The sequence below is a fragment of the Cytobacillus sp. ABV4_503 genome (assembly GCF_056158445.1).
Map to the genome: position 1 here is coordinate 2166503 of NZ_JBSWTH010000001.1, position 23150 is coordinate 2189652.

The following is a 23150-nucleotide window of genomic DNA, read 5'->3' on the forward strand; positions in this document are numbered from 1 at the left end:
TTTATTTGTATTGTCTGATTCCCTTGCTTCCCTTTGTCATTTCTTCCATTACATTGATAAAAAATCCAAATCCAAAAATTAGCATGGATGATACCATAATGCTTAAGCCGATTGATAAAACATACTCACCCGTGATACCGCTTACAAAAAAGCTGGAAATAAAGACAATTAATCCTAAAAGTATACCTGCTGCTGTAACATTCCTAAAAAAGTGAAGAACCTTTTGCTGTTTTAATGTCATGTTTTTCATCCCCTTTTATTTAATATTCTAACTATGTTCACAAATTTGTCAAACTTTTTGTCACAAATTTGTCAAATTTAATTTGGCAAGAAAAAAAGCCTTGCAAGATGCAAAGCGATTTTCTACTGATATAGTTTTTTAATGTTCTCCAAATCTTTCTTTAAACTGCATATTTCCTGCCTGGTCAGCATTAACGGCATTTGATCGTACAGTGTAATAATTTGTCCTCCCTCATCTTCCTCATGGATGGCTAAATAGTTATACAAATTTTCACATTGATTTTTGTTGAGAATCGACTGGGTAGTGAAACTTTTAACCTTTTGGATCTCAAAGGCACTGGTTTCTGCATCAAAGACACCTGTTATGATGTTACCCTGCAATGTGTTTGACAAACAATCACTCCCCTTTTTGAGTAATATACCCATTTTTCATAAGGAGTTTCCTAAGATATGAAAAAAACCTCTTTGAAATATATTCAAAGAGGCAGATTATAATCAGGAAGCATGTTTTTGCGATTGAATAATTTCATCTGATTTTCTCATGATTAATCCAGGTGCCGAAGAAATAATTAATGCTGCTAAAATGGAACAAAGAATAGCAGCACCAAGCATTGTTGCGCCATTTGCCATGAAGGAGAATAATACAGGCGACATCCCTTCTGGCGCATAGCTTCCAAAGAAAAATACACCTGCTATGAAATGCCAGAAATACCTGGCAAGGCTTCCGGCAAACACAGCTAAAACTATCCAGCCCAATGCTTTGTTCTTGTTTCCCCTGTGCAGCTGATTTTGAATTGGCCGGAAAAACAAACCGGCAAAACCAATACAGGCAAATGCGACAAAGTACTCAATAAATGCCTGAAGCGGAGTGGCGATCCAGGCATCTCCCATGGAAATCTGCAAAATTCCCCATAAGAGGCCTGCGATGAAGCTTACCTTAAAACCCCACCTGAAAGCCAAAATAAAGATCGGAATCATCGCGGCGGAAATGGAAATAGACGGTGACAGCTTGATTGATGGCAGAAAATCCAGAATGATGGCAAATGCTGCAAAAAATGAAGCTTCAATCATCGCAGTTAAGCTTAATTTTTTCATAAAAAAATCCCCCTTTAATCGTTGACGATACCCCAAGGGAGAACAAGCAGGCAGAAAATCTCCTTCCGCCTTTTATTCCACATTCCTGCGCTAGCATTATCTAACAGGTTCAAAGGGTCAGAACAGCGAACTATTCACTCTCAGCAAAATGCTCCCCTTGTGGCACGTTATTGAATTATCCGATTTTAGTATATATGAAATGAAACATTGTGAAAAGGATTCTTTGAAAAAACTTTTTTAATTTATATGCCAGGTTTTCACCCTGCTTGTCACATTTTTTTCACATATTTATGCCATCTGATAGCTGTTGTAGCACACTTTCTTATAAACTATACTATTTTTCCATAATTTACAACGTTTAAAAAAAGTAAAACCCTGTTATTAACAATACTATTTCCTTATAATGTAGGTATGTTCAATGAGGAGGGAAATAGTTGAAATCACGTCTAAAGAAGCCTTCGACGATTGTTTCTATTGCATTGGTGATCACGGTGATTTTGGCGGCGGTTATTTGGACCGTACAAGCAGGAAATAAGGATGTGACAGTTCCGTTTTCTTCTGTGGAAAAAATTATTGCCTCCCAGGATGGAAAGACTGTTGCAGTACAGGAATACAAAAATGGGAAACTGCTGATCACAGCCCCTGATGGCGAGTACATCTCCCATGTGCCTCCCAACAGTGAGATGGTTGATAAATTAGTAGAAACCTATAATATACAATATACGTTCGCAACCACAGGACCTTATACCCCTTGGATTCTGGGCGGTGTAGTCCTTTTGTTTATAGCCATTGGCATTTACCTGTTTAAGTCAGGAAAAGGCGGAATGGGTGCTACAAATACCATGAAACAAAGTGTATCTAAGCCAAAGGCCCTTCCTTCCATTTCACTGGAAGATGTTGGCGGAATTCAGGAAGAAATGAAAGAGGAAATCATGCAGACTCTTTCTATATTAAAAGAACCTGAGCGCTCTCTGAAAATGGGGATTAAGCCGCCGAAGGGAATTCTATTATACGGGCCTCCTGGAACAGGAAAAACATTGCTGGCTCAGGCAATCGCTAAAGAACTTGGAGCCACTTTTTTCTCAACCAGCGGTTCCGGTTTTAATGAGTTGTTCGTTGGTGTGGGAGCTTCCCGAGTAAGAAACCTTTTCCAAAATGCAAGAAAGCATTCTCCTGCCGTCGTCTTCATTGACGAAGTAGATGCATTGGCAGGCAGAAGAAAGCAGCATGGCGGAGAAGAAAGCGAAAAGACGTTAACTGAGCTGCTAGTCCAGCTGGACGGCGGCCATTCCAATGATGGAATACTATTTATTGCAGCGACAAACAGGAAGGATATGCTTGATGAAGCATTCCTCCGTCCGGGACGGATTGACTTCTCCTTCAATGTCCCTCTTCCTGATACAAAGGGCCGAAGAGAGATTATCAATATTCACACAAAAAATAGATTACTGGCTGAGGATGTCATGACAACACTTGGTGATTTAGCAGAAAGCACCTCTGGTTTCTCAGGTGCAGATCTTCATTCCCTTTTTGAAACGGCAAGCCGCAGAGCTGTCCGTAACGGCCAGGAAATTATCTCAAAAGAAGATTTGGATTATGCGCTTGACCGGACCATTCTGGGAACAACCACCCGGGCATTGCAGGATCACGGTACAAAGCAGCGGGTTGCCATACACGAAGCTGGCCATGCATTAGTGGCTGCTTTAACAAAACCCGGATCCGTCCGCAAAGCAACCATCATTCCGCGCGGCGAAGCACTTGGGTATGTAGCACCAATACAAAAAGAACTTCACTTATCGACAACAAGTGAATTGCTTGATCAGGTTGCCATGATTCTCGCAGGCGGTGTATCAGAACGAATGATTCTTGGCGAGCACAGCATTGGAGTAAGCGGTGATGTTAAACAAGCCAAGCACATCATTGAGCAAATGGTTGATACCGGTTTACTTGATAACGGCTTTGAGCTTACCTTTAACAAAGGTCAAAAAGAAGCAAAAATGCAGGATCTTTTCCAGAAAGCACTGGAAAGATGCGAATTGATCATTGCAAATCATCACCCTCAATTTGAAACACTGGTAGAGGCCCTTCTTGAAAAAGAAACTCTGGAAGGCAGTGAAGTCCAGAAGATTGTTGGAGAATTGAAGTCTGAAATGGTAATAGCATGATGAGAAACCGGCCCCCCTGCAGGCCGGTTTTTATATTGGAAATGCAGTTCATTAGTAAATATTCAAAAATTAATCCATAATAATGTTATGTAAACAAATGGTTATCTCCTATAGTTCAGAATAAATAAATGTTCCCATATAAAGGATTCTTCCTCTCTTTTGTTTAATTACTAATATACCTGCATGTTGGAGGGATGGTTCTTTTGTATGATTTTACAGCTGACTTGATTTTTCACTTTCTAATTATGATAATGATTCCTTTTATCCATAAAATCTCTTCACATCGGGGGGATGGCTGGAAGACTTCTGCCCCGCTTTTATCTGTTCTTTTTTTAGCGCTTTTCCTGACTATGACTTTTCCGGTGGAAATTGCAAGCGGTCAGTTTTTTGACTTGAAATTTATTCCTGTTTTTGTCGCCTATTTTTACATTAAGCCTCTTGCAGGCTTCCTGGTTATTTTAGTATTGATTACTTTTAAGGGCTTTTTTTCACCAGGAGATATTTCGATTGCGCTCGTAAATTACGCAATTATGTCTGTGCTCTTTTTCTATGCTTCAAAATTCTATAAAAAATGTACATTTAAACAAAAACTCAGTATAGCTGTTTTATTTTATCTTCCCATTACGGTAACCAGGTATGTTATTTTCCTCCAAAAGGATATTAAAGAAGACGCTGTATACTTGCTATTGTTTTCAGCAGTTTCTATTGTGACTCTTTCTATGATCATCTATTTAATTGAAATGAATCTGCTTCAGGAAATGATGATGCAAAAACTGAGAGATGCGGAAAAAATCAATGCGATCAGTCAGCTGGCTGCGTCCGTCGCCCATGAAATTAGAAACCCAATGACTACTGTAAGAGGTTTTCTGCAAATGCTTAAAAATGAAAAAAACCTGACTGCAGATCAAAAGTCCTTTATTAAAGTTTCTTTGGAGGAACTGGACAGAACCAATCATATTATTAGTGATTTCCTCTCACTTGCACGCCCGGAAACTCCTGTTGTCAGTCAAGTTTCTCTTTCCGGAGTATTATTGGAAGTGGCTGATTTTATGCGGCCATATGGACTGATGACAAAGGTTGAAATAAGGACAAGTATTTTTGAAGGCATTTTTATCATTGGTAACCCAAATGAAATTAAGCAATTATTTATAAACTTAATGAAAAATAGTATAGAAGCAATGCCTGATGGCGGAATTCTAGAGGTTTCAGCATTCAAAAGAAATACTACAGCCGATATACTAATTAAAGATGAAGGTGTCGGAATGTCAAAAGAAAAACTCCAAATGCTCGGTCAGCCCTATTACTCAACAAAAACGAAAGGAACCGGCTTAGGATTAATGATATCTTTTGACATCATCAATCGTTTGAAAGGAAAATATGCAATAGAAAGTACACAAAATATAGGAACCTGCTTTACTATTTCGCTGCCTCTATATTACTCGTCCGAAGTGATCCGGCAGACTTCATTCCAGAACAGGTCTGAAAGTCAGCGTATAAATGAGAGTTAACTCAAAATGACTGAATGGGAATCCTGCCGAAAATTAATGCTCGACAGCACAGGTTGGTGATGAATCAAAACATTAACTTAAAAATAAACCACAGAAAAAAGCCTCCAAAAAACTGAAGGCTTTTTTCATTTATCCCCTGCCGGATGCACGGCCTCTTATAAAGTTTACAACAATGATGATCACTGCTATTACAAGCAGTATATGAATGATGCCTCCCGCTATTTTAAATATTAATCCGAGTATCCATAATACAAGCAGAATACCTGCTATAGTCCAAAGCATGCAATTCACTCCTTCCTGTTGATTTATTATTTACATACCCCTTACAATCGGGACTAATTCATGAGTAATTGAAAAACACAAAAAAACATTGCCCCACTTTTTACAGTTCTGACAATGTTATATTTTGCAAAGAATGGATACTTCTATTCAGAAAGTATTTCATGTTCAAGCACTTTTGCAGCAAGATTATACAAAACCTTCCTGTATTCAAGGAAGTTTTGCTGCATCCTTTTTGCATCACTGCATATACTATATTCACGGTCGCCCACCTCTTCTAACATCGCTTCGTTGCGGGACTAACCAGACCGGAATGTGGGCGGCCACCTTTTAGGATTTAAACCGTATTTCACCATTACACCGTTTTATTACACACCATGAACAAAGCTGCAAACCACACCAGGCTTGCAGCTTTTATTAATAGGATGGAACAGTGTGAATCACTCTGTGGAAAGATTGCATCTATCTCCAGCGCCTAGCCCCTAGGGTCATAAGCCAAATCACTCCAGAAATTAGGACAAGGAACGCTTCGTCAACGGATACATCGCCCGACTAAAGCTTGCTTCGGAAGGTTTCCTGCGTGATTCGTCATATGCCTGTCGGACTTGCACAGGATGTGCTGGCTTCAACGTTCGCCACAGGACGTGGCGGTTTTTAGTGGAAGTTCATCTGATCAGGAGCTTAAGCTTTAGTTCAAGGTCCTTCGTCAATAAGTTCATAGCCTGGAATCAGTTCTGACAGCGGCACTATTTCTGCTTTCTTTTTATAAACAGGTATATACTCTTTAAGCACATTTACCATCTTTGTTCCTGTGATGCCAACATGGCCGATTGCGATGATGCGTTCATTTTTCACCAGTTTTTCAGCGAGTCTGTCTGCCTGTTTTGTGATATGGGCAGTAGTATAGATATCATCAAAGAAAATATTGTTTTCAACATATGGTACACCCAATTCATTCGCCAGTTTCCCGACTACACTTTTGCCGGTTGTTTTGCTGTCGAGATAAAATAATCCGTGTTCTTTGCATACTTCCAGGACAATTCTCATGACCCGCTCATTTTCAGTGGCTCTTGAACCCATATGGTGATTCATCCCGACCGCATGAGGCACCTCTTTAATGGCACTCTCCACCCTGCGGCGGATTTCTTCATCGGTTAAATCTGTTGTGATGGCCCCCGGCCCAAGCCAGCTCCTCTTTCCTCTTTTCGGCTCCATCGGCATATGAACGATCACTTCATGCCCATTTTTGCTTGCCAGTTGTGCATCTTCTTTTGTCGTTGGCATGAAAGGCATGATGGCAACCGTTAAGGTCACCGGAAGCTCCATCATTTCTGCTGTTCCCTTCATGTTGTTTCCAAGATCATCAATGACAATCGCCAATTCAGGTTTTACTGGGGCAGCAGTTGTGTGAGTTCCTATACTTGCGAATGAAAAAATCAATAAATATATGCCGAAGAATATTTTCATTTTCCATCCTCCTTTTGGCTAGTATTCCCTGAATCATTTAATCAGTTCCAATGCAAAAACTGCCAGGAATTAATCCTGGCAGTACATTACTTTGAATGCATTTTAAACTCAAGGAAAAGCTCATTATAATAAGCAAGCATCCTTTTTCCCAGATTCTCATATACCTCCAGCCGGGCTGTCATTTCTTCATCCGGATAGAATCGTTCATCTGAGATTGTTTCTTCGTCCATATATTTCAGTGCTTCTTTATTCGGCGTTGAATATCCAACGTATTCTGTATTTTGTGCCGCATTTTCCGGGTCAAGGATAAAATTCATGAACTGGTGGGCCGCTTCCGGATTTTTGGCAGTCTTAGGGATGACCATATTATCAAACCAAAGATTGGAGCCTTCATTCGGAAGCACATATTCCAGATTATCCTTCTCCCACATAAGCTCCTGTGCCGTACCTGACCATACCACGCCAATGCCGGCTTCATCATTTTCCATCAGCATTCTGATTTCGTCACCCACAATAGCTTTAATGTTAGGTGTAAGACGATCGAGCTTTTCTTTAGCTTCGATCAAATGGTCTGTATTTTTGTCATTCAGGGAATAATGAAGACTGTTGAGACCCATGCCCATTACTTCCCTTGCCCCGTCTATCAGCAGGATCTGATTCTTAAATTCAGGGTCCCATAAATCATTCCAGCTTGTGATTTTTTTATCTCCTAAAATATCCGTGTTATAAAGAATTCCAACTGTGCCCCAGAAATAGGGAATCGAATATTTGTTCCCCGAATCAAAAGGCAGGTCCATAAAACGCTGATCTATATATTTCAGATTCGGAATTTTCGAATGGTCGACCGGCAATAAAAGGTCTTCCTCTTTCATTTTTTCAATAGCATATTCAGATGGAACAGCAATATCATAAGCTGTGCCGCCCTGTTCAATTTTCGTCATCATCGCTTCATTGGAATCGAATGTCTCATAGATGACTTTTATGCCTGTTTCCTGTTCGAACTTTTCCACCAGCTCTGCATCTATATAGTCGCCCCAGTTAAAAATGGTCAAAGTATTGCCGCTTGTGTAGCCCTGGGAGGAATTCAGCCTTAAAACGATGTACAACAAGGCAAATGAAACAATTAAAACGGCAGCGAGCGCCTGAACAAGCTTCTTCATTGCCTTACCCCCATTCCATTCGGCTTCTCATTTCGTTTCGTAATAAAGTAATAGCCAGTAACGAGAATGATTGTAAATAGGAAAAGCAAAGCAGATAAAGCATTGATATTTAAAGAAACTCCCCGTCTTGCCAGTGAATAAATCTCAACAGACAAAGTGGTAAAGCCGTTGCCTGTAACAAAGAAAGTTACGGCAAAATCATCGAGGGAATACGTCAGGGCCATAAAAAAGCCAGCGAAAATTCCAGGAGTAATATAAGGGAGAATGACCTTAGTGAGCACATCAAACCTGCTTGCCCCAAGATCCATGGCTGCATAAATCATGGATGAGCTCATTTCCTCTATTTTAGGCAAAACCATCAGCACGACAATTGGAACACTAAATGCTATGTGTGCAAGCAAAACAGATACAAATCCAAGCTTAAGCCCGATCATTGTAAACAGAATCAAAAACGAGGCTCCAATAATGACATCCGGACTGACAATCAGCACATTATTCAGTGAAAGAAGCGTGTTTTTCACTCTGCGTTTTCTGGCATAGGCAATGGCAAGTGCTCCAGCTACTCCAATAATCGTCGAAATAGCTGCAGATAAAAGGGCAATAATAACGGTATTAAGGACAATGATGAGCAATCGGCTATCAGCAAACAGCTCCCGATACCAATCCAAGGTGAAGCCTTCGAATTGATACATGGTCCCTCCGCTGTTGAATGAATAAAATATCAAGTAAAAAATCGGGGCGTACAGGATGATAAAAATAAAAGCCAAATAAAACGCCGGCCATTTCCTGTTCTTTTTCATTATAAGATCCCCCGCTTTCTTCGGCCTGTCAGCAACATAATGATTACCATTGCGATAATCAGGAATACAGCAATGGTCGAGCCCATTCCCCAGTCCTGTGTCACAAGGAAATGCTGTTCAATGGCTGTTCCAAGAGTGATGACACGGTTTCCTGCAATCAGCCTTGTCAGCATGAATAAAGACAGTGCAGGGATAAAGACGATCTGGCATCCCGCTTTTACCCCATCAAGTGTCAATGGAAAAATGACACGTTTAAATGTTACCCAGGAAGACCCGCCTAAATCATTGGAAGCATCAAGAAGGGTTGGATTCAGTTCATCCAAAGAATTAAATATCGGCAAAATCATAAAAGGAAGGAAGATATATACCGACACAAAGATAAAGCTGAAATCAGTGAACAGAATTTGCCTGCCCCCTATTCCCATCGCATCCAAAAAAGCATTCGCTGCCCCATATGTACCAAAGATGCCCAGAAAAGCATAAGCTTTCAAAAGCAAATTAATCCACGATGGCAGGATAATGAATAAGAGCCACAGCTGCTTATGTTTAGTCTTAGTAAGCAAATAGGCCGTCGGATAAGCGATCAGCAATGAAAATAATGTAATTAAAAAGGCATACCAAAAGGAGCTTAGGGTCATTTTTAAATAAACGGGTGTAAAGAACTTTCTATAATTCTCCAAAGTGAATTGCCCTTCAATATCAAAAAAAGAATAATACAGAACTAGAAGCAATGGAGCTACAACAAAGAGAGCAATCCACAGGACATAAGGAATTAAATAAAAGTTGCGGGAATTAGTTCTCATGGCTTCCCTCTTCATAAGCTTCAAGACGCTTATCAAATTCCTCTTCTGTTTCCCCATGTCTCATGACGTGTATTGCTTCGGGGTCGAAATGAAGGCCAATTTGATCCCCGACTGTCGCCTTTTTGGTTGAATGGACCAGCCACTCATTGTCATCGCTGTCATAGCAGCTGATCTCATAGTGGACTCCCCTAAAGAGCTGTGAGTCAACTTTCACTTTCAGTTTCCCATCTTCCGGTGCGGTAATAGCCAGATCTTCAGGCCGGATGACGATCTCAACATCTTCATTTGGCTCAAAGCCGCCATCAACACACTCAAATAATTTGCCGGCAAACTTTACCTGATAATCCTGGATCATCGTTCCGGCAACAATATTGGATTCCCCAATAAAATCTGCTACAAAACGATTAATCGGCTCGTCATATATATCAGTAGGAGTTCCGCTTTGCTCGATGCTTCCGCTGTTAAGCACGAAAATTTCATCTGACATGGCCAAAGCTTCTTCCTGGTCATGTGTGACAAAAATAAACGTAATGCCCAGATTTCTCTGCAGTTCCCTCAGTTCATATTGCATTTCGGTCCGCAGCTTTAAATCAAGTGCAGACAAAGGTTCATCCAGGAGAATAACCTCTGGTTCATTGACAATCGCACGCGCGATGGCAACACGCTGTCGCTGTCCCCCTGACATTTCTTTAATTTCACGATTTTCGTAGCCTTCAAGGTTCACAAATTTTAACGCTTCTTTAACTTTCTTCTCAATATCCGCTTTCTTCATTTTTTTGATTTTTAAGCCGAATGCAATATTTTCATACACATTCAGATGCGGAAATAGAGCGTAATCCTGAAAAACAGTATTTACTTGCCTTTTGTTGGCTGGAACATTATTTATTATTCTTCCATTAAAATAAATGTCCCCCTCAGAAGGTTCAGTAAAGCCGGCAATCAATCGCAATATGGTCGTTTTCCCGCAGCCCGATGGCCCTAAAAGGGTATAGAACTTCCCGCGTTCAATTTCAAAGCTGACATCCTTTAAAACTGGCGGGTCATTATCATATCTTTTAGTAACGGAATTAAACCGAATAATAGTGTTATCTGTCATCTAACTCTCCCTATCTATCGAAATTTACAGCACTTATGTAATGTTAAGTTCAAACGTATAATATCATATATTTCCCGGAATCTGACATAAATTGTTGTATATACTTAACATAAATAAACCCCGCATCCTTTGATGCGGGGTTTATTTATGTTATACTCCGCGCTTATTGCCCCATACATAGGTATGCAGCTGCGGAAGTACTTTCACATCCTTCAAATCACTGTCATGTATCGTTTTTTCAATTAGCCAATCATATTTGTCAAGCAATCTCTGCAGCAAATTTCGATCATCAGCTGTAACGGTATCATCATTTCCCACCTGCAGATAAAACGGAACACCGGGATAGCGCTTATGAACGTTTTTTGCATACTCATAATCCTTATCATCAAAAACAACAATCTTCAGTGAGAACTGCTGGCCAGCCTTTCTTTTGGTCTGAAGATTATTCACAATATAATCGAGAACATCAAAGTCTGTATCCATGCCTGAGCTTGGCGGTTTTGGGGAAAGGGTCAGTTCATCAATTTCATAAAACCAATCCTGCCATCGGCTTCCCTGAGTTTCCAGGCAAATCTTAATTTTCTCCGCTTTCAGCAAAGAAATGAATTCACTCAAATTTTTTAAAAGAGCAGGATTACCTCCGGATATTGTCACAAAGGAAAATCCATCGCCGCCAAGCTCTTTGAGCTCCTTCCAGATTTCATCCGGCTCCATCTGGCGGATGCTGTCTTTTGCACTTCCATCCCAGGTAAAGGAGGAATCACACCAGCTGCACGAATAATCACATCCTGCTGTACGGACGAACATCGTTTTCTGGCCGATCACCATCCCTTCACCCTGAATGGTCGGCCCAAATATCTCGAGAACAGGAACTTTACTCAACCTCCATCCACTCCCTTCTTGCTTCCGCATAGCTTGTAGGAGTTTCAAAAAGGCGCACAAATTCGACTCTTGCACCGCTATATTGCTCTTTTCTGTTTTGGAGGCTTTCTGCCATTTTTTCATAAATCCAGACAACCATATTCTCTGCGGTCGTATTCATTGGCGGCAGTGTTTCATTCAGATACTTGTGGTCAAGGAATATTTCAATTTCGTTTTTCCAGATTTCTTTAATGTCTCCGAAATCAATCATTAACCCTCTGTTATCCACGAATCCGCTTAGGCCAAAAATCACCTTGTATGTGTGCCCATGCAGGTTTTTGCATTTGCCTTCATAGCAATGCAGATGATGGGCTGAATCAAAAGTGAATTCCTTGCTGACCATTACACGCTTATGATGGTATTTCAGCTGATCGGGTTTAATATCCTCATTAATTTTCTGCAGTTTTTCAACAATCCTGAAACCGTACATGGCTTAAAGCTCCTCCTTTTCTTTGAGGTATTCTTCAAGGCCATTTTTCCTTAAATGGCATGCAGGACACTCACCGCAGCCATCAGCCGGAATTCCGTTATAGCATGTCAGGGTTTTCTCACGCACATATTCAAGGGCATTTAATTCATCTGCCAGCTTCCATGTCTCAGCTTTGTTAAGCCACATTAAAGGTGTATGGATTACAAACTGGGCATCCATTGATAGATTAAGTGTGACATTCAATGATTTTATAAACATATCTCTGCAGTCAGGATAGCCGCTGAAATCTGTTTCACACACCCCGGTTATAATATGCTTTGCATTAGTCTGACTGGCCAGGACACCTGCAAATGACAGAAATAAAAGGTTTCTCCCAGGCACAAATGTGGATGGCAGCCCGCCTTCCGCTCCGTCCTTTACTTCAATTTCATCCCGGGTCAGTGCATTTGGTGCCAGCTGATTCAATAGGGACATATCCAGAATATGGTGCCTGATCCCCAGCTCTTTTGCTATTTGCTGTGCACATTCTATCTCCAGCTTATGACGCTGATTATAATTAAAAGTGACTGCTTCCACTTCTGCAAAACGTTCCTTTGCCCAGAATAAGCAAGTTGTACTATCCTGGCCGCCGCTGAACACAACGATCGCTTTATCATTTTTCATATTAATATTCTCCTTTAAAATAGAAAAACAGGACCACTAAGAAAGCAGACCTGTTTTCCTTAGTTTTTTAAAGAGGGTAGCTAGAACCTCTACCGTGTACACGGATTTTGCTATTGAACTATCAGTTAATATTATCATCTTTATTGGCATTTTAGAAGGTTTTAATATATACAGCAAAAAAGTTTAACTATTCCAAAAAAAAGTGCAGCTATTGCTTGCACTTTTTTGCGTTTTAATTTTCGGAATCGGCTTCCAGGAGGTCCCAGGCTGTAATCATGCCTTTTGGTTTTTCAGTCGGCTTTCCATTCTCGGTAACAATGATCCCTTCAAGCTTTTCATTTTTATTTCTGGATTCCTCAAATGTATCCTCTAATTCAAAGATAGATGTATCCTTGCCGGCAAAAGAGATTTTATGTTTTGATTTCTTGTTGAAAAGCTCTTTTATTTTCACCTTTTTCAACTGGATTGTTTCTTCAGTAAAGTGCTCAGCCATCCATTTCACGATATCCGCAGAAGTTAATAGCCATGAGTATTCGTCATTTCTCGAGTAAATCGGGAATTGGGAGTGTGAAAATTTGTTGATGATGGCCAGTACATCAGTTAGCTTGCCATCTTCATAGAAATAAAATACCGGGGTTGCAGCTATGGAGAGGGCGGTTTTAGGCTTTTCAAAATAGCCGGCAATTCTTTCAATCTTCTCTACCGTCTTGAAATGAGGCTCCGCAATATAGTAATCAAGGTCTATTTTTTCATGAACAATAGCATTTCGCAGCTTTGCAAACTGGTGCAAATCTTCTTCGTATAATCGAATCAGCGAATGATTTTTCTGTATTTCTATAAGTTTATAAAATTTATCTGTTCTGGCGTTTTTAGCAGATTGTTTTAAGGCCTTGTGAATACGGTTAAAGGCAGCCTCAAACCTTTCTGATAAGTTTTTTTCTATAGCTTCTTCCAATATGATCTCTCCCTAAATGGTAATGTACCTCCTCTATTCCCAAAATGATGGACCAAATAAACTTTGAAGATATTGGTTCGCCTGCTAAAAGAATAATTTGCACAAATAGAATTTTCAGTCTATTATAGAATATTATATTCTTTAGCTGGGGACATTGCATAAATATATAACTTTACTAATAAATTTTTTCGTTCTAGCGTTAAAAAACATGACTTTACCTTTTTTTAGGAAAGAATATTGAATGTATTTCTTCTGAACGAAAATGAATATTTATTATTACCGAATAATATTTTATTCCTCAGGTCAACAAATATACTATGAAAGCTGGTGAAATCATGAGATACACTTTACACCCCTTGGGGGATGACGCTGTTCTTATTGAGCTTGGGACAGAAATCAGCCTGGAAACACATCAGAAAGTTCAGTCGCTGACTGCCTTTCTCGAAAAACATCCTCCCGAATGGATGATTGAATACATACCTGCTTACACAACTGTAACCATTTTTTATAATCCAATTGAGGCCTTTCAGCTTTCAAACGGACAGCTCCCGTTTGATTTCGTGTGTTCACTGATAAAACCGCTTATTGAAGAGCTGAAGGAAAATGATTTGCCGGAACCTCAAATCGTTGAGATCCCGGTTTGCTATGGCGGGAAATTTGGGCCGGATCTTGATTTTGTTGCGGCACATAATGGGATTACCCCTGAAGAAGTAATTGAAATTCACTCTTCAGGCAGTTATCTGGTCTATATGATTGGATTCGCACCAGGGTTCCCTTTTATTGGCGGAATGTCAGAACAAATTGCGGCACCAAGACGCGATACACCGCGTTTAAAGATTCCCGAGAGAACGGTAGGGATTGCCGGGATGCAGACAGGAATTTACCCCATTGAGACGCCAGGAGGCTGGCAGCTGATTGGGCGTACTCCTGTTAAATTGTTTCGGCCGACCGAACACTCCCCTACCCTCCTGAAAGCAGGCGACCATATCAAATTCAAGCCAATCAGTCTGGAAGAATACCATCATTGGGAGGAGACGGAGCAATGATTAACGTTTTAAAGCCTGGACTCCTTTCAAGCATCCAGGATCTTGGGAGAACCGGCTATCAAAAGTATGGCGTGATTTCCAGCGGGTCTATGGATCCTTTTTCACACCGGATGGCCAATCTGCTGGCTGGAAACGATGAAAATGATCCTGTTTTAGAAATAACGATGATGGGTCCAGTACTAACATTTGAAGAAGATATACTCATTTCGATTTGCGGCGGGGACCTTTCCCCTTCCATCAATGGCCAGCCTGTTCGAACATGGAGATCCCTTTTTGTGAAAAAAGGCAGTGAACTAAAATTCGGCAGGTGCCGTAAAGGGTGCCGGGCCTATCTGGCTGCTGCGGGCGGATTCGCCGTTCCTGAAGTAATGAACAGCAAATCCACTTACCTGAGAGCAGGCATTGGCGGCTATAAAGGCAGAGCATTAAAGTCAGGAGACCTGCTGGAAACCGGCAAACCCTCTCTCCAGTCATTGAAAATAACGGAGTATTTGTCAAAACAGATTCTTAATAGGCCTTTTGTTGAAAACGACTGGGGTATTGCATCAGAACTAATACCGGACACAGCGGCAGAAATCAGAATAACAAGGGGCCGCCAATTTGATTTATTTTCTGAGGAAAGCCAGGTTCAGCTTTTTAAACACGCCTTTGAAGTGACCTCACAATCGGACAGGATGGGATACAGACTAAATGGCCCTTCCCTTTCGCTATCAGAACATGCTGAGCAAATATCTGAAGCCGTAAACTTTGGTTCCATTCAAGTTCCTCCGGATGGAAATCCGATTGTATTGCTGGCTGACCGGCAAACAACGGGGGGGTACCCAAAAATTGGACAGGTTGCTGCTGTCGATCTCCCTCTTCTGGCGCAGGCCAAACCCGGAGATTCCTTAAGTTTTGCAGAAATATCAAATGAAGAGGCTCAGCAGTTATTAATTAATAGAGAAATAAAATTAAAGGAATTAAAGCAAGGCATATTTTTAAAAACCAGAGGAGGAAATTAAGATGCACATTGTAGACATTAATTGTGATATGGGAGAAAGCTTTGGCTCTTACAAGATGGGGCGCGATGAGGAAATTCTTGATTATATTACTTCTGCAAATATTGCATGCGGCTTTCATGCCGGCGACCCTGCGACCATGCGAAAAACAGTTAAGATGGCACTAAAGAAGAATGTTGGCCTGGGTGTCCATCCGGGGCTCCAGGATCTGCATGGATTCGGCCGGAGGGATATAAATATAACCCCTCAGGAAGCTTATGACTTAGTGGTTTATCAAATTGGCGCTTTGAACGCTTTTGTTACATCAGAAGGCGGAAAGCTTCAGCACGTAAAACCGCACGGTGCATTGTTCAACATGGCCTCAAAAAGCGCACCGTTATCTGAAGCAATCGCAGAAGCGGTCTATAAAGTGGATCCTGAACTGATTCTTTTCGGGCTCTCAGGAAGTGAATTAGTAAAAGCCGGAAGGAAAATTGGACTCCGCTCTGCAAATGAAGTGTTCTCAGACCGTACATACCAGGAAGATGGATCCCTCACTTCAAGAAGGGAAAACAATGCACTTATTACAGATCATAGCGCAGCTGTAAATCAGGTAATCCGCATGGTCAAGGAAGGAAAAGTTCATTCTGTCCAGGGCACTGATGTTTCCATTGAGGCCAATACAATATGCATCCATGGTGACGGGGAAAGCGCACTTGAATTTGCTCAATACATTCCGAAGGCATTGAATGAAGCGGGAATTCAGGTAGCAAAAATCAGCGAGTTTTTGAAATAAAATAGGTATTAATGGAGATAATGTAAAATTGGTGCTGCTGCTTATATGCTCCTGAATGACCGTATAAATCAAGCTATTTATTGCAGAGATTCGAATGTTCTCATCGGCTTGAAATAGTCCAAATGAATTTTGATAAGATAGTGTGAAGGCATTCACTGGCGACTGTCGGGAATAGTTCTTTTGAAGCTGAATAATTCAAGCGCCAATGGCACTTATCACCCGGAATAGTTCCGTTGAAGCCGAATAAGTAAGCGCCAATGGCACTTATCACCCGGAATGGTTCCGCTGAAGTCGAATAAGCAAGCGCCAATGGCACTTATCGCCCGGAATAGTTCCGTTGAAGCCGAATAAGCAAGCGCCAATGGCATTTATCAGGGGGTATAGTTCCTCTGGAGCTGAATAAGCAATTTCGAATGAAGCTCAATCAGACTAATAGTGTTGGTGCAAAGTAAAAAAGCACGACAGATAACCACAAATAGAATTATTGGGGGAAAATGAATGAAAAAGCAATCAAATGCCAGTCTACTGCTTGGTGCCGCATTCCTTATGGCCACTTCTGCCATTGGACCAGGCTTTCTGACACAAACAACAGTATTTACAGAAACCCTGCTTGCGAGTTTTGGGTTTGTCATTTTAATTTCTATTATTATTGATATTGGAGCACAGATGAATATCTGGCGAATCATTGCCGTTTCTGAAAAGCGCGCACAGGATATTGCCAATGATGTTCTTCCGGGTCTTGGTCATTTCCTTGCTGCCCTGATTGTCATGGGCGGTCTTGCTTTTAATATTGGGAATATTGCCGGTGCCGGGTTAGGTACAAATGTTATTTTCGGCATATCCCCTGAAATGGGCGCCCTTTTAAGCGGAATTTTGGCAATCGGCATCTTCCTTGTAAAAGAAGCGGGCAGATTAATGGACCGTTTCACACAGATTTTAGGGTTTGTCATGATTGGATTAACTCTTTACGTAATGTTTACGGCACAGCCACCTGTTGGTGAAGCTGTTGTCAAAACGTTTGTGCCGGATAAAATTGATATCCTGGCCATTATTACGCTTGTAGGCGGAACGGTTGGCGGTTATATTACCTTCGCTGGCGGGCATCGCTTAATTGATGCTGGAGTCAAAGGAAAAGAAGCTCTTCCGGAAGTCACGAAGAGCTCTGTCAGTGCAATCGGGATCGCATCCATTATGCGTATCTTCCTGTTCCTTGCAGCACTAGGTGTGGTTTCACAGGGCCTAGCACTCGATCCATCCAACCCTCCTGCTTCTGTCTTTCAGCTGGCAGCAGGCAATATTGGATATAAGATGTTTGGAGTAGTCATGTGGGCAGCTGCCATTACTTCTGTTGTCGGTGCAGCCTATACTTCGGTATCATTCATTCGGACATTGAGCCCAGCTGTCGAGAAACATCATAAATGGGTCATTGTCGGTTTTATCGCCATTTCTACATTTGTTTTTGTTTTGATCGGAAAACCGGTAAAAATATTGGTTTTAGTTGGTTCCTTAAACGGTCTTATTCTCCCAATTGCATTAGGTGTAATGCTGATTGCTGCTTATAAAACCAAAATTGTCGGCGATTATAAACATCCTCTTTGGATGACGATTTTTGGAGTCATTATCGTGATTGCCATGTCTTACATGGGGGTTTATTCATTAATCAATGGAATCCCTGAGCTATTTAAATAAGCATGAAAGGAGATTTTTATATGAACTCCCCTTTTCAATTGAATCCCGATGAGGCACGCAGATTGATCCGTGTCCAGGATTGGGATAAACCAACTGCAGGAATGGCAAATGGCTTTATTCAAGCCAATCTGGCTATATTGCCAAAGGAGCTGGCCTTTGAATTTCTGCTCTTTTGCCAGCGTAATCCTAAATCCTGTCCAATCATCGATGTGACTGAACCAGGATCACCGGTGCCAATGCTGTCAGCTCCAAATGCTGATATTAGAACCGACCTGCCAAAATACAGGGTATATAAAAACGGAGAGCTCGTTGAGGAGCTTTCAGACATAACCTCTTATTGGAATGATGATATGGTAGCATTTCTGATCGGCTGCAGTTTTACGTTCGAAGACGCATTGCTCAAAAATAATATCCCTATCCGCCATATTGAGGAAAATCGGAATGTCCCGATGTATAAAACAAATATTGGGTGTGTGGGTGCAGGCCAATTTGAAGGCCCTATGGTAGTGAGTATGCGGCCGATGACAGAGAAGGAAGCGATTAGAGCTGTACAGGTGACAAGCCGCTTCCCATCTGTCCATGGGGCTCCTGTCCATATTGGAAATCCTGAAGCAATCGGAATTAACAATATTCAGCATCCTGATTTTGGAGACTCTGTGACCATTAAGGAAGGAGAAGTACCAGTTTTCTGGGCCTGCGGGGTTACCCCTCAGGCAGTCGCCATGCATGTGAAGCCGGAGATTATGATTACTCATGCTCCGGGACATATGTTTATTACTGACTTGAAAAATGAAGAATTTTCGGTTTTATAGGAAAAAGGCGTCCAGTGGGCGCCTTTTACTTTTTATTTTTCAAATAATTAAGGGCATCATGATGATCCTTTTTCATAATCTGTTCAATTATTGGGTCTGCGGGTATGACTTCCCTGCTTTTTTTATTGATTGTCCGGTAAACGGGCCTGATCGACGAAACACTGCTTTTCACTTTCCATTCGCTATCCTGGAAGACAATTTTCAAATCGATGAGACCGAGATGATTGCCCCAGTATCCAGCCTGGACAGCAGCAGTCCCGTTAATGGTACCAGCCTTTAAGTCAATGCCAGGCAGCTTTTGCAGTTCATCTTTGACAGGAAAAACTGAATGGCTGTGCCCGAATAGAATGGCATCTAATCCTTTAACTTTGCTGAGGGCATGAACTGAATTGCCCTTTTTTTCATCCAGCCCTTTATCAGATTGGAGACCGGTATGGGCTAGAGCCACAATGATATCTGCCCCTTTACTTTTCATAATAGGAATAAAATGCTCGGCAGTTTCCTTAATATTTTTCACTTTAAGGTTTCCGCGAAAATACTCTTTATTCCATTCCGCCACAATCGGTGTGATAAAGCCGATGACTCCAACTTTCAGCTTATGCTTTTCCCCGGCTGTATCTGTGACCTCTTTCTCTATGATGGTATAGGGATTAAAATAATTCAGATCATCCTCATCGATCTGATTGCTGTCTTCAACATATATATTGGCATTGACATAAGGAAAGTTAGCTCCCCTGATACTTTCTTCCATAAAATCAATTCCGTAATTAAATTCATGATTTCCCACCGTCGCAGCATCATAAAGTAAAGTATTCATGGCTTTAAAAACAGGATGGACATTAGCCATGTCAAGCGGATGGCTTCTATAGGCATATTCATCCAGTCCATTCCCTTCAAGAATGTCTCCATTATCAAATAGAAGGGAGTTAGGCGACTCATTTCTTGCCTTTTTAATCAAGCTGGCCGTTCTTGAAAGCCCAAACTCCACTGTCTTCCTGCGGTCTTCGTAATCATAACCAATCATGTTCCCATGCAAATCAGTGGTTTCCAACAGGCGCAGATGGATGGTTGGCGGTCCGGATACTTCAGCTTCCGTCTGGTTCCAGACAATCAGCAGGGCTATGAATAATAACAGCGTGATTAAGTATTTTTTCATTCCCTTTTTCATTCCATCTCCCCCAGATGATCAAAGATTAGTTTTCTTATTTTCTCTAGATGCAAGAAAATTAATCAGAGATTGGGGACTTAAGTAAAAAGAAGATAAAAAGGAAAATTTTGAAACTTTTTATCATTCTATTCGTTATAAAAGAAAAAGAAAAAAGGAGGTCATGCATGGTTAAACAAAAAAAGTTCCTGGTTTGGTCATTGTTATTTTTTATTTTAGAATCAAATTTAGCAGCAGGTATTTCATTTTTTCTTCACTTTCCTCTGCTTGATACTCTTGCCTACAGCAGCTTTATTCTTTTTGCATTCAGCTTATTTGCTTTTTCACAGGGTGATGCCTGGACAAATAATGTGATTGCAGATTCAAAGCTGAATCTGATGACTCATATGAATGAAGAAGAAAGAGCGGATTTCTTCATTCATTTCAATCCGTTTCTTACAGGGACTTTTGCTTTTTTTATCGTTGGAATAATTATTACCGGGTATTTGTTTATAAGTTAATTTTATTTTTATGATAGGCTGTTTTTTTAGTTTTTAATGATGTCCGTTACGTTCCGCGGGGAGGAATGAAAGCCTATTCGGGTTCGCCTGCGGGATCTCTCATTCCCCTCTCCTCCCGCAGTACATTGAATTGTCTTCCGTAAATCATCACCGCACGAAGAAAATGCATAAGCATTTTCGAGGATCAAGTACTCTCCGCTCCAATCAACTCAGCAGATTAAATAAAATTTAGAGTTAAAACTTTAAAAAAACTATTATTGTTTGTAGAGAGTTTTTAATATGATTTTCTCCCAGCTTTTCCAGTTCATAAGGTTTTTCAGGCGTATTCTTGTGCGGACACCCTTTCCTGCCGGATACCTGAGTGCAGGTTCTTTTTCTCTGAGGATGCTCACTGCTTTTTTCGCAACGATTATCGGATCTTCATAAAATGGCTCTCCTTGTTCAAGGTAATGTTGAATTTTTGTCATATATGGATAATAAGGTGAGTCTTTTTTCAAGGATGATTCAGCTATCTTTTTTCCAGTTGTCCAGATGCCGGTCCTGAAGGATCCTGGCTCAATCAGCACAACATTTACGCCAAACGGTTTCATTTCAAGTCTAAGTGATTCACTCCATCCCTCTACAGCAAATTTTGATGCGGCATATGGCGATAAGCCTGGAAACCCGATTCTTCCGCTTATAGAACTCACATTTATGATGGTTCCTGTTCTTTGTTTCCGCATAAATGGCAGAACCGCCTGAGTAACTGCAAACGTTCCAAAAACATTTGTCTCAAATTGATTTCTATACTCCTCCAGCGGTATTTCTTCCGCAAATCCTGCTCCTGCATAGCCGGCATTATTGATTAGAACATCAATGGAAGGCAATTGAAGGATCAGGTTTTTAAACATTTCAATGGATGAGGACGAGGTGACATCCAATTCGTGAATGGATATCTGTTCATGAACTCCCTCTTGTCTAGCTTTCTCCATTAACTTATTGCTTTTATCCGTGTTTCTCATTGTTGCAATAACTTGAAAATCATCCTTTGCGAGCTCAATGGCCATCAAGGCTCCAAACCCGCTGGAACAGCCTGTAATGGCAGCATATTTCCTATCCAACTATCATCATCCTTTCTGCGTAATGATTTTTTCCATTTCGACTGTAAATAGATATATAATTAAATGAAAAAGTATTATAAAATAGTAAATATATTGATAATAAGAGGATGAACAAGGTGGCACACATATTTTTCAGCATTTTCCTGCTTGTATCCGGTTTGTCTTCATCTGTGCAGCAAAGCCAGGAGCCGATTGATTTCAATGTACATCTGAAGGAAAATGCCATTGTTATTGATTTACCTGCCCTAAAAAGCCCTGCTTTGAGTAGCACTTTAGCAGCTCCAGTAAAATTAACGGTGAAGCTGACCTATTATAAAGTATACCGGACACATTTTCAGGCACTAAACTCCGATGCAATTCACAGAAGTAATCAATATATGATCCCATATATGTTCCAGAGTAATTATCTCCGCATTTCCTGAAATTTTAAAGAAACTTAAAAAGTGTGGAGGAATGAAGTTGGAAACGATTAAATCATTTTTAAATAATAACGGCATAAAAAGATTCATCATTTTTGGAATTATAGTCCTGGCTCTTTACCTGTTGAGGAGCATGATTAATTTAATTCTGATTACATTCATATTTTCATTTTTGATGGATAGGCTTGTGAAGCTTGTCCTTTCGAGATTTAAACTGAATAGAAAACTGACTGTCATTACCCTTTACATGGGAATTATCGGCCTGCTTTCTATAGGGATAATCAAATATCTTCCTTTGATTGTATCTGAAATATCACAGCTGTTTAAACAGGTTGAAAGCTTTTACACCCAAAAACATGACAATATAGTAATTACATATATTGTTCAAATGCTCGAAACAAATGAAATTACGAAATATCTTGAACAGGGATTTGCCTTCCTGCTTCAGTATTTTTCCGATATTAGTCATATTGCCATCCAGGTATTGCTGTCTCTAATACTTAGTTTGTTTTTCCTGCTCGAAAAACCGAAACTTATCGAATTCACCTTGAAATTTAAACACAGCAAAATCGCTGACTTTTATAATGAAATCGAGTATTTTGGAAGTAAATTTGTGCAAACATTCGGAAAGGTAATCGAAGCGCAGTTTGTCATTGCCACTGTGAATTGTATCCTGACAACACTTGCACTGTGGATCATGGACTTTCCTCAGCTAATGGGATTGTCGATTCTTATTTTCCTGCTGGGATTAATTCCTGTTGCGGGTGTCATCATTTCGCTTGTCCCGCTATGTACAATCGCCTATTCTCTCGGCGGATTCATCCAGGTATTTTATATAGTACTTGTCATTATGGTGATCCACGCCATTGAAGCGTATATTTTAAATCCGAAGCTTATGTCTTCCAAAACGGATTTGCCTGTCTTTTATACCTTTATTGTCCTGATTTTTTCTGAACATTTCTTCGGTGTTTGGGGATTAATCGTAGGTATACCAGTGTTTGTGTTTATGCTGGATGTTCTTGAAGTCAAGAGCAACCCGCCGAAAATACAGTAATTTAAAAACA

The 23150-nt window shown here is 40.6% G+C and carries 25 protein-coding genes and 2 riboswitches; of the genes, 10 read left to right on the top strand and 15 right to left on the bottom strand.

What is annotated here, in order from left to right:
• Position 1 precedes the first annotated feature (1 nt).
• The 3 genes from ACXAD1_RS10880 to thiT all read right to left on the bottom strand — a co-directional run bounded on the left by ACXAD1_RS10880 (position 2) and on the right by thiT (position 1335).
• A complete protein-coding gene (locus ACXAD1_RS10880) occupies positions 2 to 241 on the bottom strand; it encodes a hypothetical protein (protein ID WP_206839711.1) in 240 nt (79 codons plus the stop codon).
• A 122-nt stretch (positions 242 to 363) separates the two neighbouring features.
• Entirely contained in the window at positions 364 to 633 is a 270-nt protein-coding gene (locus ACXAD1_RS10885; protein ID WP_474910026.1) for a hypothetical protein, read from the bottom strand.
• Between the two features lie 102 nt (positions 634 to 735).
• The gene (gene thiT / locus ACXAD1_RS10890; protein WP_474910027.1) at positions 736 to 1335 is read right to left on the bottom strand and encodes an energy-coupled thiamine transporter ThiT; all 600 of its coding nucleotides are present in this window, start codon (positions 1333 to 1335) and stop codon (positions 736 to 738) included.
• 65 nt (positions 1336 to 1400) lie between these two features.
• A riboswitch (TPP riboswitch) is annotated at positions 1401 to 1503 on the bottom strand.
• A gap of 266 nt (positions 1504 to 1769) precedes the next feature.
• Here thiT and ACXAD1_RS10895 point away from each other — a divergent pair.
• Together ACXAD1_RS10895 and ACXAD1_RS10900 are read left to right on the top strand one after the other, a co-directional pair.
• A complete protein-coding gene (locus tag ACXAD1_RS10895; protein WP_370222665.1) occupies positions 1770 to 3500 on the top strand; it encodes an AAA family ATPase in 1731 nt (576 codons plus the stop codon).
• Between the two features lie 194 nt (positions 3501 to 3694).
• The gene (locus ACXAD1_RS10900; RefSeq protein WP_474910028.1) at positions 3695 to 5008 is read left to right on the top strand and encodes an ATP-binding protein; all 1314 of its coding nucleotides are present in this window, start codon (positions 3695 to 3697) and stop codon (positions 5006 to 5008) included.
• A 129-nt stretch (positions 5009 to 5137) separates the two neighbouring features.
• On the opposite strand, the gene ACXAD1_RS10905 is transcribed toward ACXAD1_RS10900, so the two are convergent.
• The 10 genes from ACXAD1_RS10905 to ACXAD1_RS10950 form a co-directional block, all read right to left on the bottom strand.
• Positions 5138 to 5290: a lmo0937 family membrane protein gene (locus tag ACXAD1_RS10905; protein WP_474910029.1), complete on the bottom strand. Its 153-nt coding sequence runs from the start codon at positions 5288 to 5290 to the stop codon at positions 5138 to 5140.
• A gap of 690 nt (positions 5291 to 5980) precedes the next feature.
• Entirely contained in the window at positions 5981 to 6754 is a 774-nt protein-coding gene (locus tag ACXAD1_RS10910; protein WP_474910030.1) for a divergent polysaccharide deacetylase family protein, read from the bottom strand.
• An 86-nt stretch (positions 6755 to 6840) separates the two neighbouring features.
• On the bottom strand, positions 6841 to 7914 hold the full coding sequence (locus tag ACXAD1_RS10915) for an ABC transporter substrate-binding protein (RefSeq protein WP_206839700.1): 1074 nt from the start codon (positions 7912 to 7914) through the stop codon (positions 6841 to 6843).
• Positions 7911 to 8714 (bottom strand): ABC transporter permease, encoded by an 804-nt coding sequence (locus ACXAD1_RS10920; protein WP_206839699.1) that lies wholly within the window; start codon positions 8712 to 8714, stop codon positions 7911 to 7913. The genes ACXAD1_RS10915 and ACXAD1_RS10920 overlap by 4 nt, the downstream gene beginning before the upstream one ends.
• Positions 8714 to 9517: an ABC transporter permease gene (locus ACXAD1_RS10925; protein ID WP_206839698.1), complete on the bottom strand. Its 804-nt coding sequence runs from the start codon at positions 9515 to 9517 to the stop codon at positions 8714 to 8716. Before ACXAD1_RS10925 ends, ACXAD1_RS10920 begins: the two co-directional genes overlap by 1 nt.
• Entirely contained in the window at positions 9507 to 10613 is a 1107-nt protein-coding gene (locus ACXAD1_RS10930) for an ABC transporter ATP-binding protein (protein WP_206839697.1), read from the bottom strand. The genes ACXAD1_RS10925 and ACXAD1_RS10930 overlap by 11 nt, the downstream gene beginning before the upstream one ends.
• Before the next feature lie 150 nt (positions 10614 to 10763).
• Complete coding sequence (gene queE / locus ACXAD1_RS10935) at positions 10764 to 11495, bottom strand: 7-carboxy-7-deazaguanine synthase QueE (protein ID WP_206839696.1); 732 nt, start codon at positions 11493 to 11495, stop codon at positions 10764 to 10766.
• Positions 11488 to 11964: a 6-carboxytetrahydropterin synthase QueD gene (queD, locus tag ACXAD1_RS10940; protein ID WP_206839694.1), complete on the bottom strand. Its 477-nt coding sequence runs from the start codon at positions 11962 to 11964 to the stop codon at positions 11488 to 11490. The genes queE and queD overlap by 8 nt, the downstream gene beginning before the upstream one ends.
• 3 nt (positions 11965 to 11967) lie before the next feature.
• Positions 11968 to 12648, bottom strand: coding sequence for a 7-cyano-7-deazaguanine synthase QueC (gene queC, locus ACXAD1_RS10945; RefSeq protein WP_312886191.1), 681 nt, complete (start codon positions 12646 to 12648; stop codon positions 11968 to 11970).
• A gap of 32 nt (positions 12649 to 12680) precedes the next feature.
• A riboswitch (PreQ1 riboswitch) is annotated at positions 12681 to 12723 on the bottom strand.
• Positions 12724 to 12859: 136 nt separating this feature from the next.
• Positions 12860 to 13582 (bottom strand): CBS domain-containing protein, encoded by a 723-nt coding sequence (locus ACXAD1_RS10950; RefSeq protein WP_370222654.1) that lies wholly within the window; start codon positions 13580 to 13582, stop codon positions 12860 to 12862.
• 335 nt (positions 13583 to 13917) lie between these two features.
• On the opposite strand from ACXAD1_RS10950, the gene pxpB reads away from it, so the two are divergent.
• From pxpB to ACXAD1_RS10975, 5 genes are all read left to right on the top strand, one after another.
• Positions 13918 to 14628 (top strand): 5-oxoprolinase subunit PxpB, encoded by a 711-nt coding sequence (gene pxpB, locus ACXAD1_RS10955; RefSeq protein ID WP_474910031.1) that lies wholly within the window; start codon positions 13918 to 13920, stop codon positions 14626 to 14628.
• Positions 14625 to 15629, top strand: a complete 1005-nt coding sequence (locus tag ACXAD1_RS10960; protein ID WP_370222651.1) for a 5-oxoprolinase subunit C family protein — start codon at positions 14625 to 14627, stop codon at positions 15627 to 15629. Before pxpB ends, ACXAD1_RS10960 begins: the two co-directional genes overlap by 4 nt.
• 1 nt (position 15630) lies before the next feature.
• Positions 15631 to 16401, top strand: coding sequence for a LamB/YcsF family protein (locus ACXAD1_RS10965; RefSeq protein ID WP_206839687.1), 771 nt, complete (start codon positions 15631 to 15633; stop codon positions 16399 to 16401).
• Positions 16402 to 16899: 498 nt separating this feature from the next.
• Positions 16900 to 18090, top strand: coding sequence for an NRAMP family divalent metal transporter (locus tag ACXAD1_RS10970; protein WP_206839686.1), 1191 nt, complete (start codon positions 16900 to 16902; stop codon positions 18088 to 18090).
• 20 nt (positions 18091 to 18110) lie between these two features.
• Complete coding sequence (locus ACXAD1_RS10975; protein WP_206839685.1) at positions 18111 to 18902, top strand: putative hydro-lyase; 792 nt, start codon at positions 18111 to 18113, stop codon at positions 18900 to 18902.
• Positions 18903 to 18927: 25 nt separating this feature from the next.
• Here the strand turns inward: ACXAD1_RS10975 and ACXAD1_RS10980 are convergent, their stop codons facing one another.
• Positions 18928 to 20070 (bottom strand): metallophosphoesterase, encoded by a 1143-nt coding sequence (locus ACXAD1_RS10980; protein WP_206839684.1) that lies wholly within the window; start codon positions 20068 to 20070, stop codon positions 18928 to 18930.
• A gap of 164 nt (positions 20071 to 20234) precedes the next feature.
• On the opposite strand from ACXAD1_RS10980, the gene ACXAD1_RS10985 reads away from it, so the two are divergent.
• Positions 20235 to 20567, top strand: coding sequence for a hypothetical protein (locus tag ACXAD1_RS10985; protein ID WP_244671163.1), 333 nt, complete (start codon positions 20235 to 20237; stop codon positions 20565 to 20567).
• A 254-nt stretch (positions 20568 to 20821) separates the two neighbouring features.
• On the opposite strand, the gene ACXAD1_RS10990 is transcribed toward ACXAD1_RS10985, so the two are convergent.
• Complete coding sequence (locus ACXAD1_RS10990) at positions 20822 to 21667, bottom strand: SDR family oxidoreductase (RefSeq protein WP_206839683.1); 846 nt, start codon at positions 21665 to 21667, stop codon at positions 20822 to 20824.
• Between the two features lie 107 nt (positions 21668 to 21774).
• On the opposite strand from ACXAD1_RS10990, the gene ACXAD1_RS10995 reads away from it, so the two are divergent.
• Positions 21775 to 22089 carry a hypothetical protein gene (locus ACXAD1_RS10995; protein ID WP_211202540.1) on the top strand — a complete coding sequence of 105 codons (315 nt, stop codon included), beginning with the start codon at positions 21775 to 21777 and terminating at the stop codon, positions 22087 to 22089.
• Between the two features lie 37 nt (positions 22090 to 22126).
• Positions 22127 to 23140 (top strand): AI-2E family transporter, encoded by a 1014-nt coding sequence (locus tag ACXAD1_RS11000; RefSeq protein WP_244671162.1) that lies wholly within the window; start codon positions 22127 to 22129, stop codon positions 23138 to 23140.
• Positions 23141 to 23150: the final 10 nt, after the last annotated feature.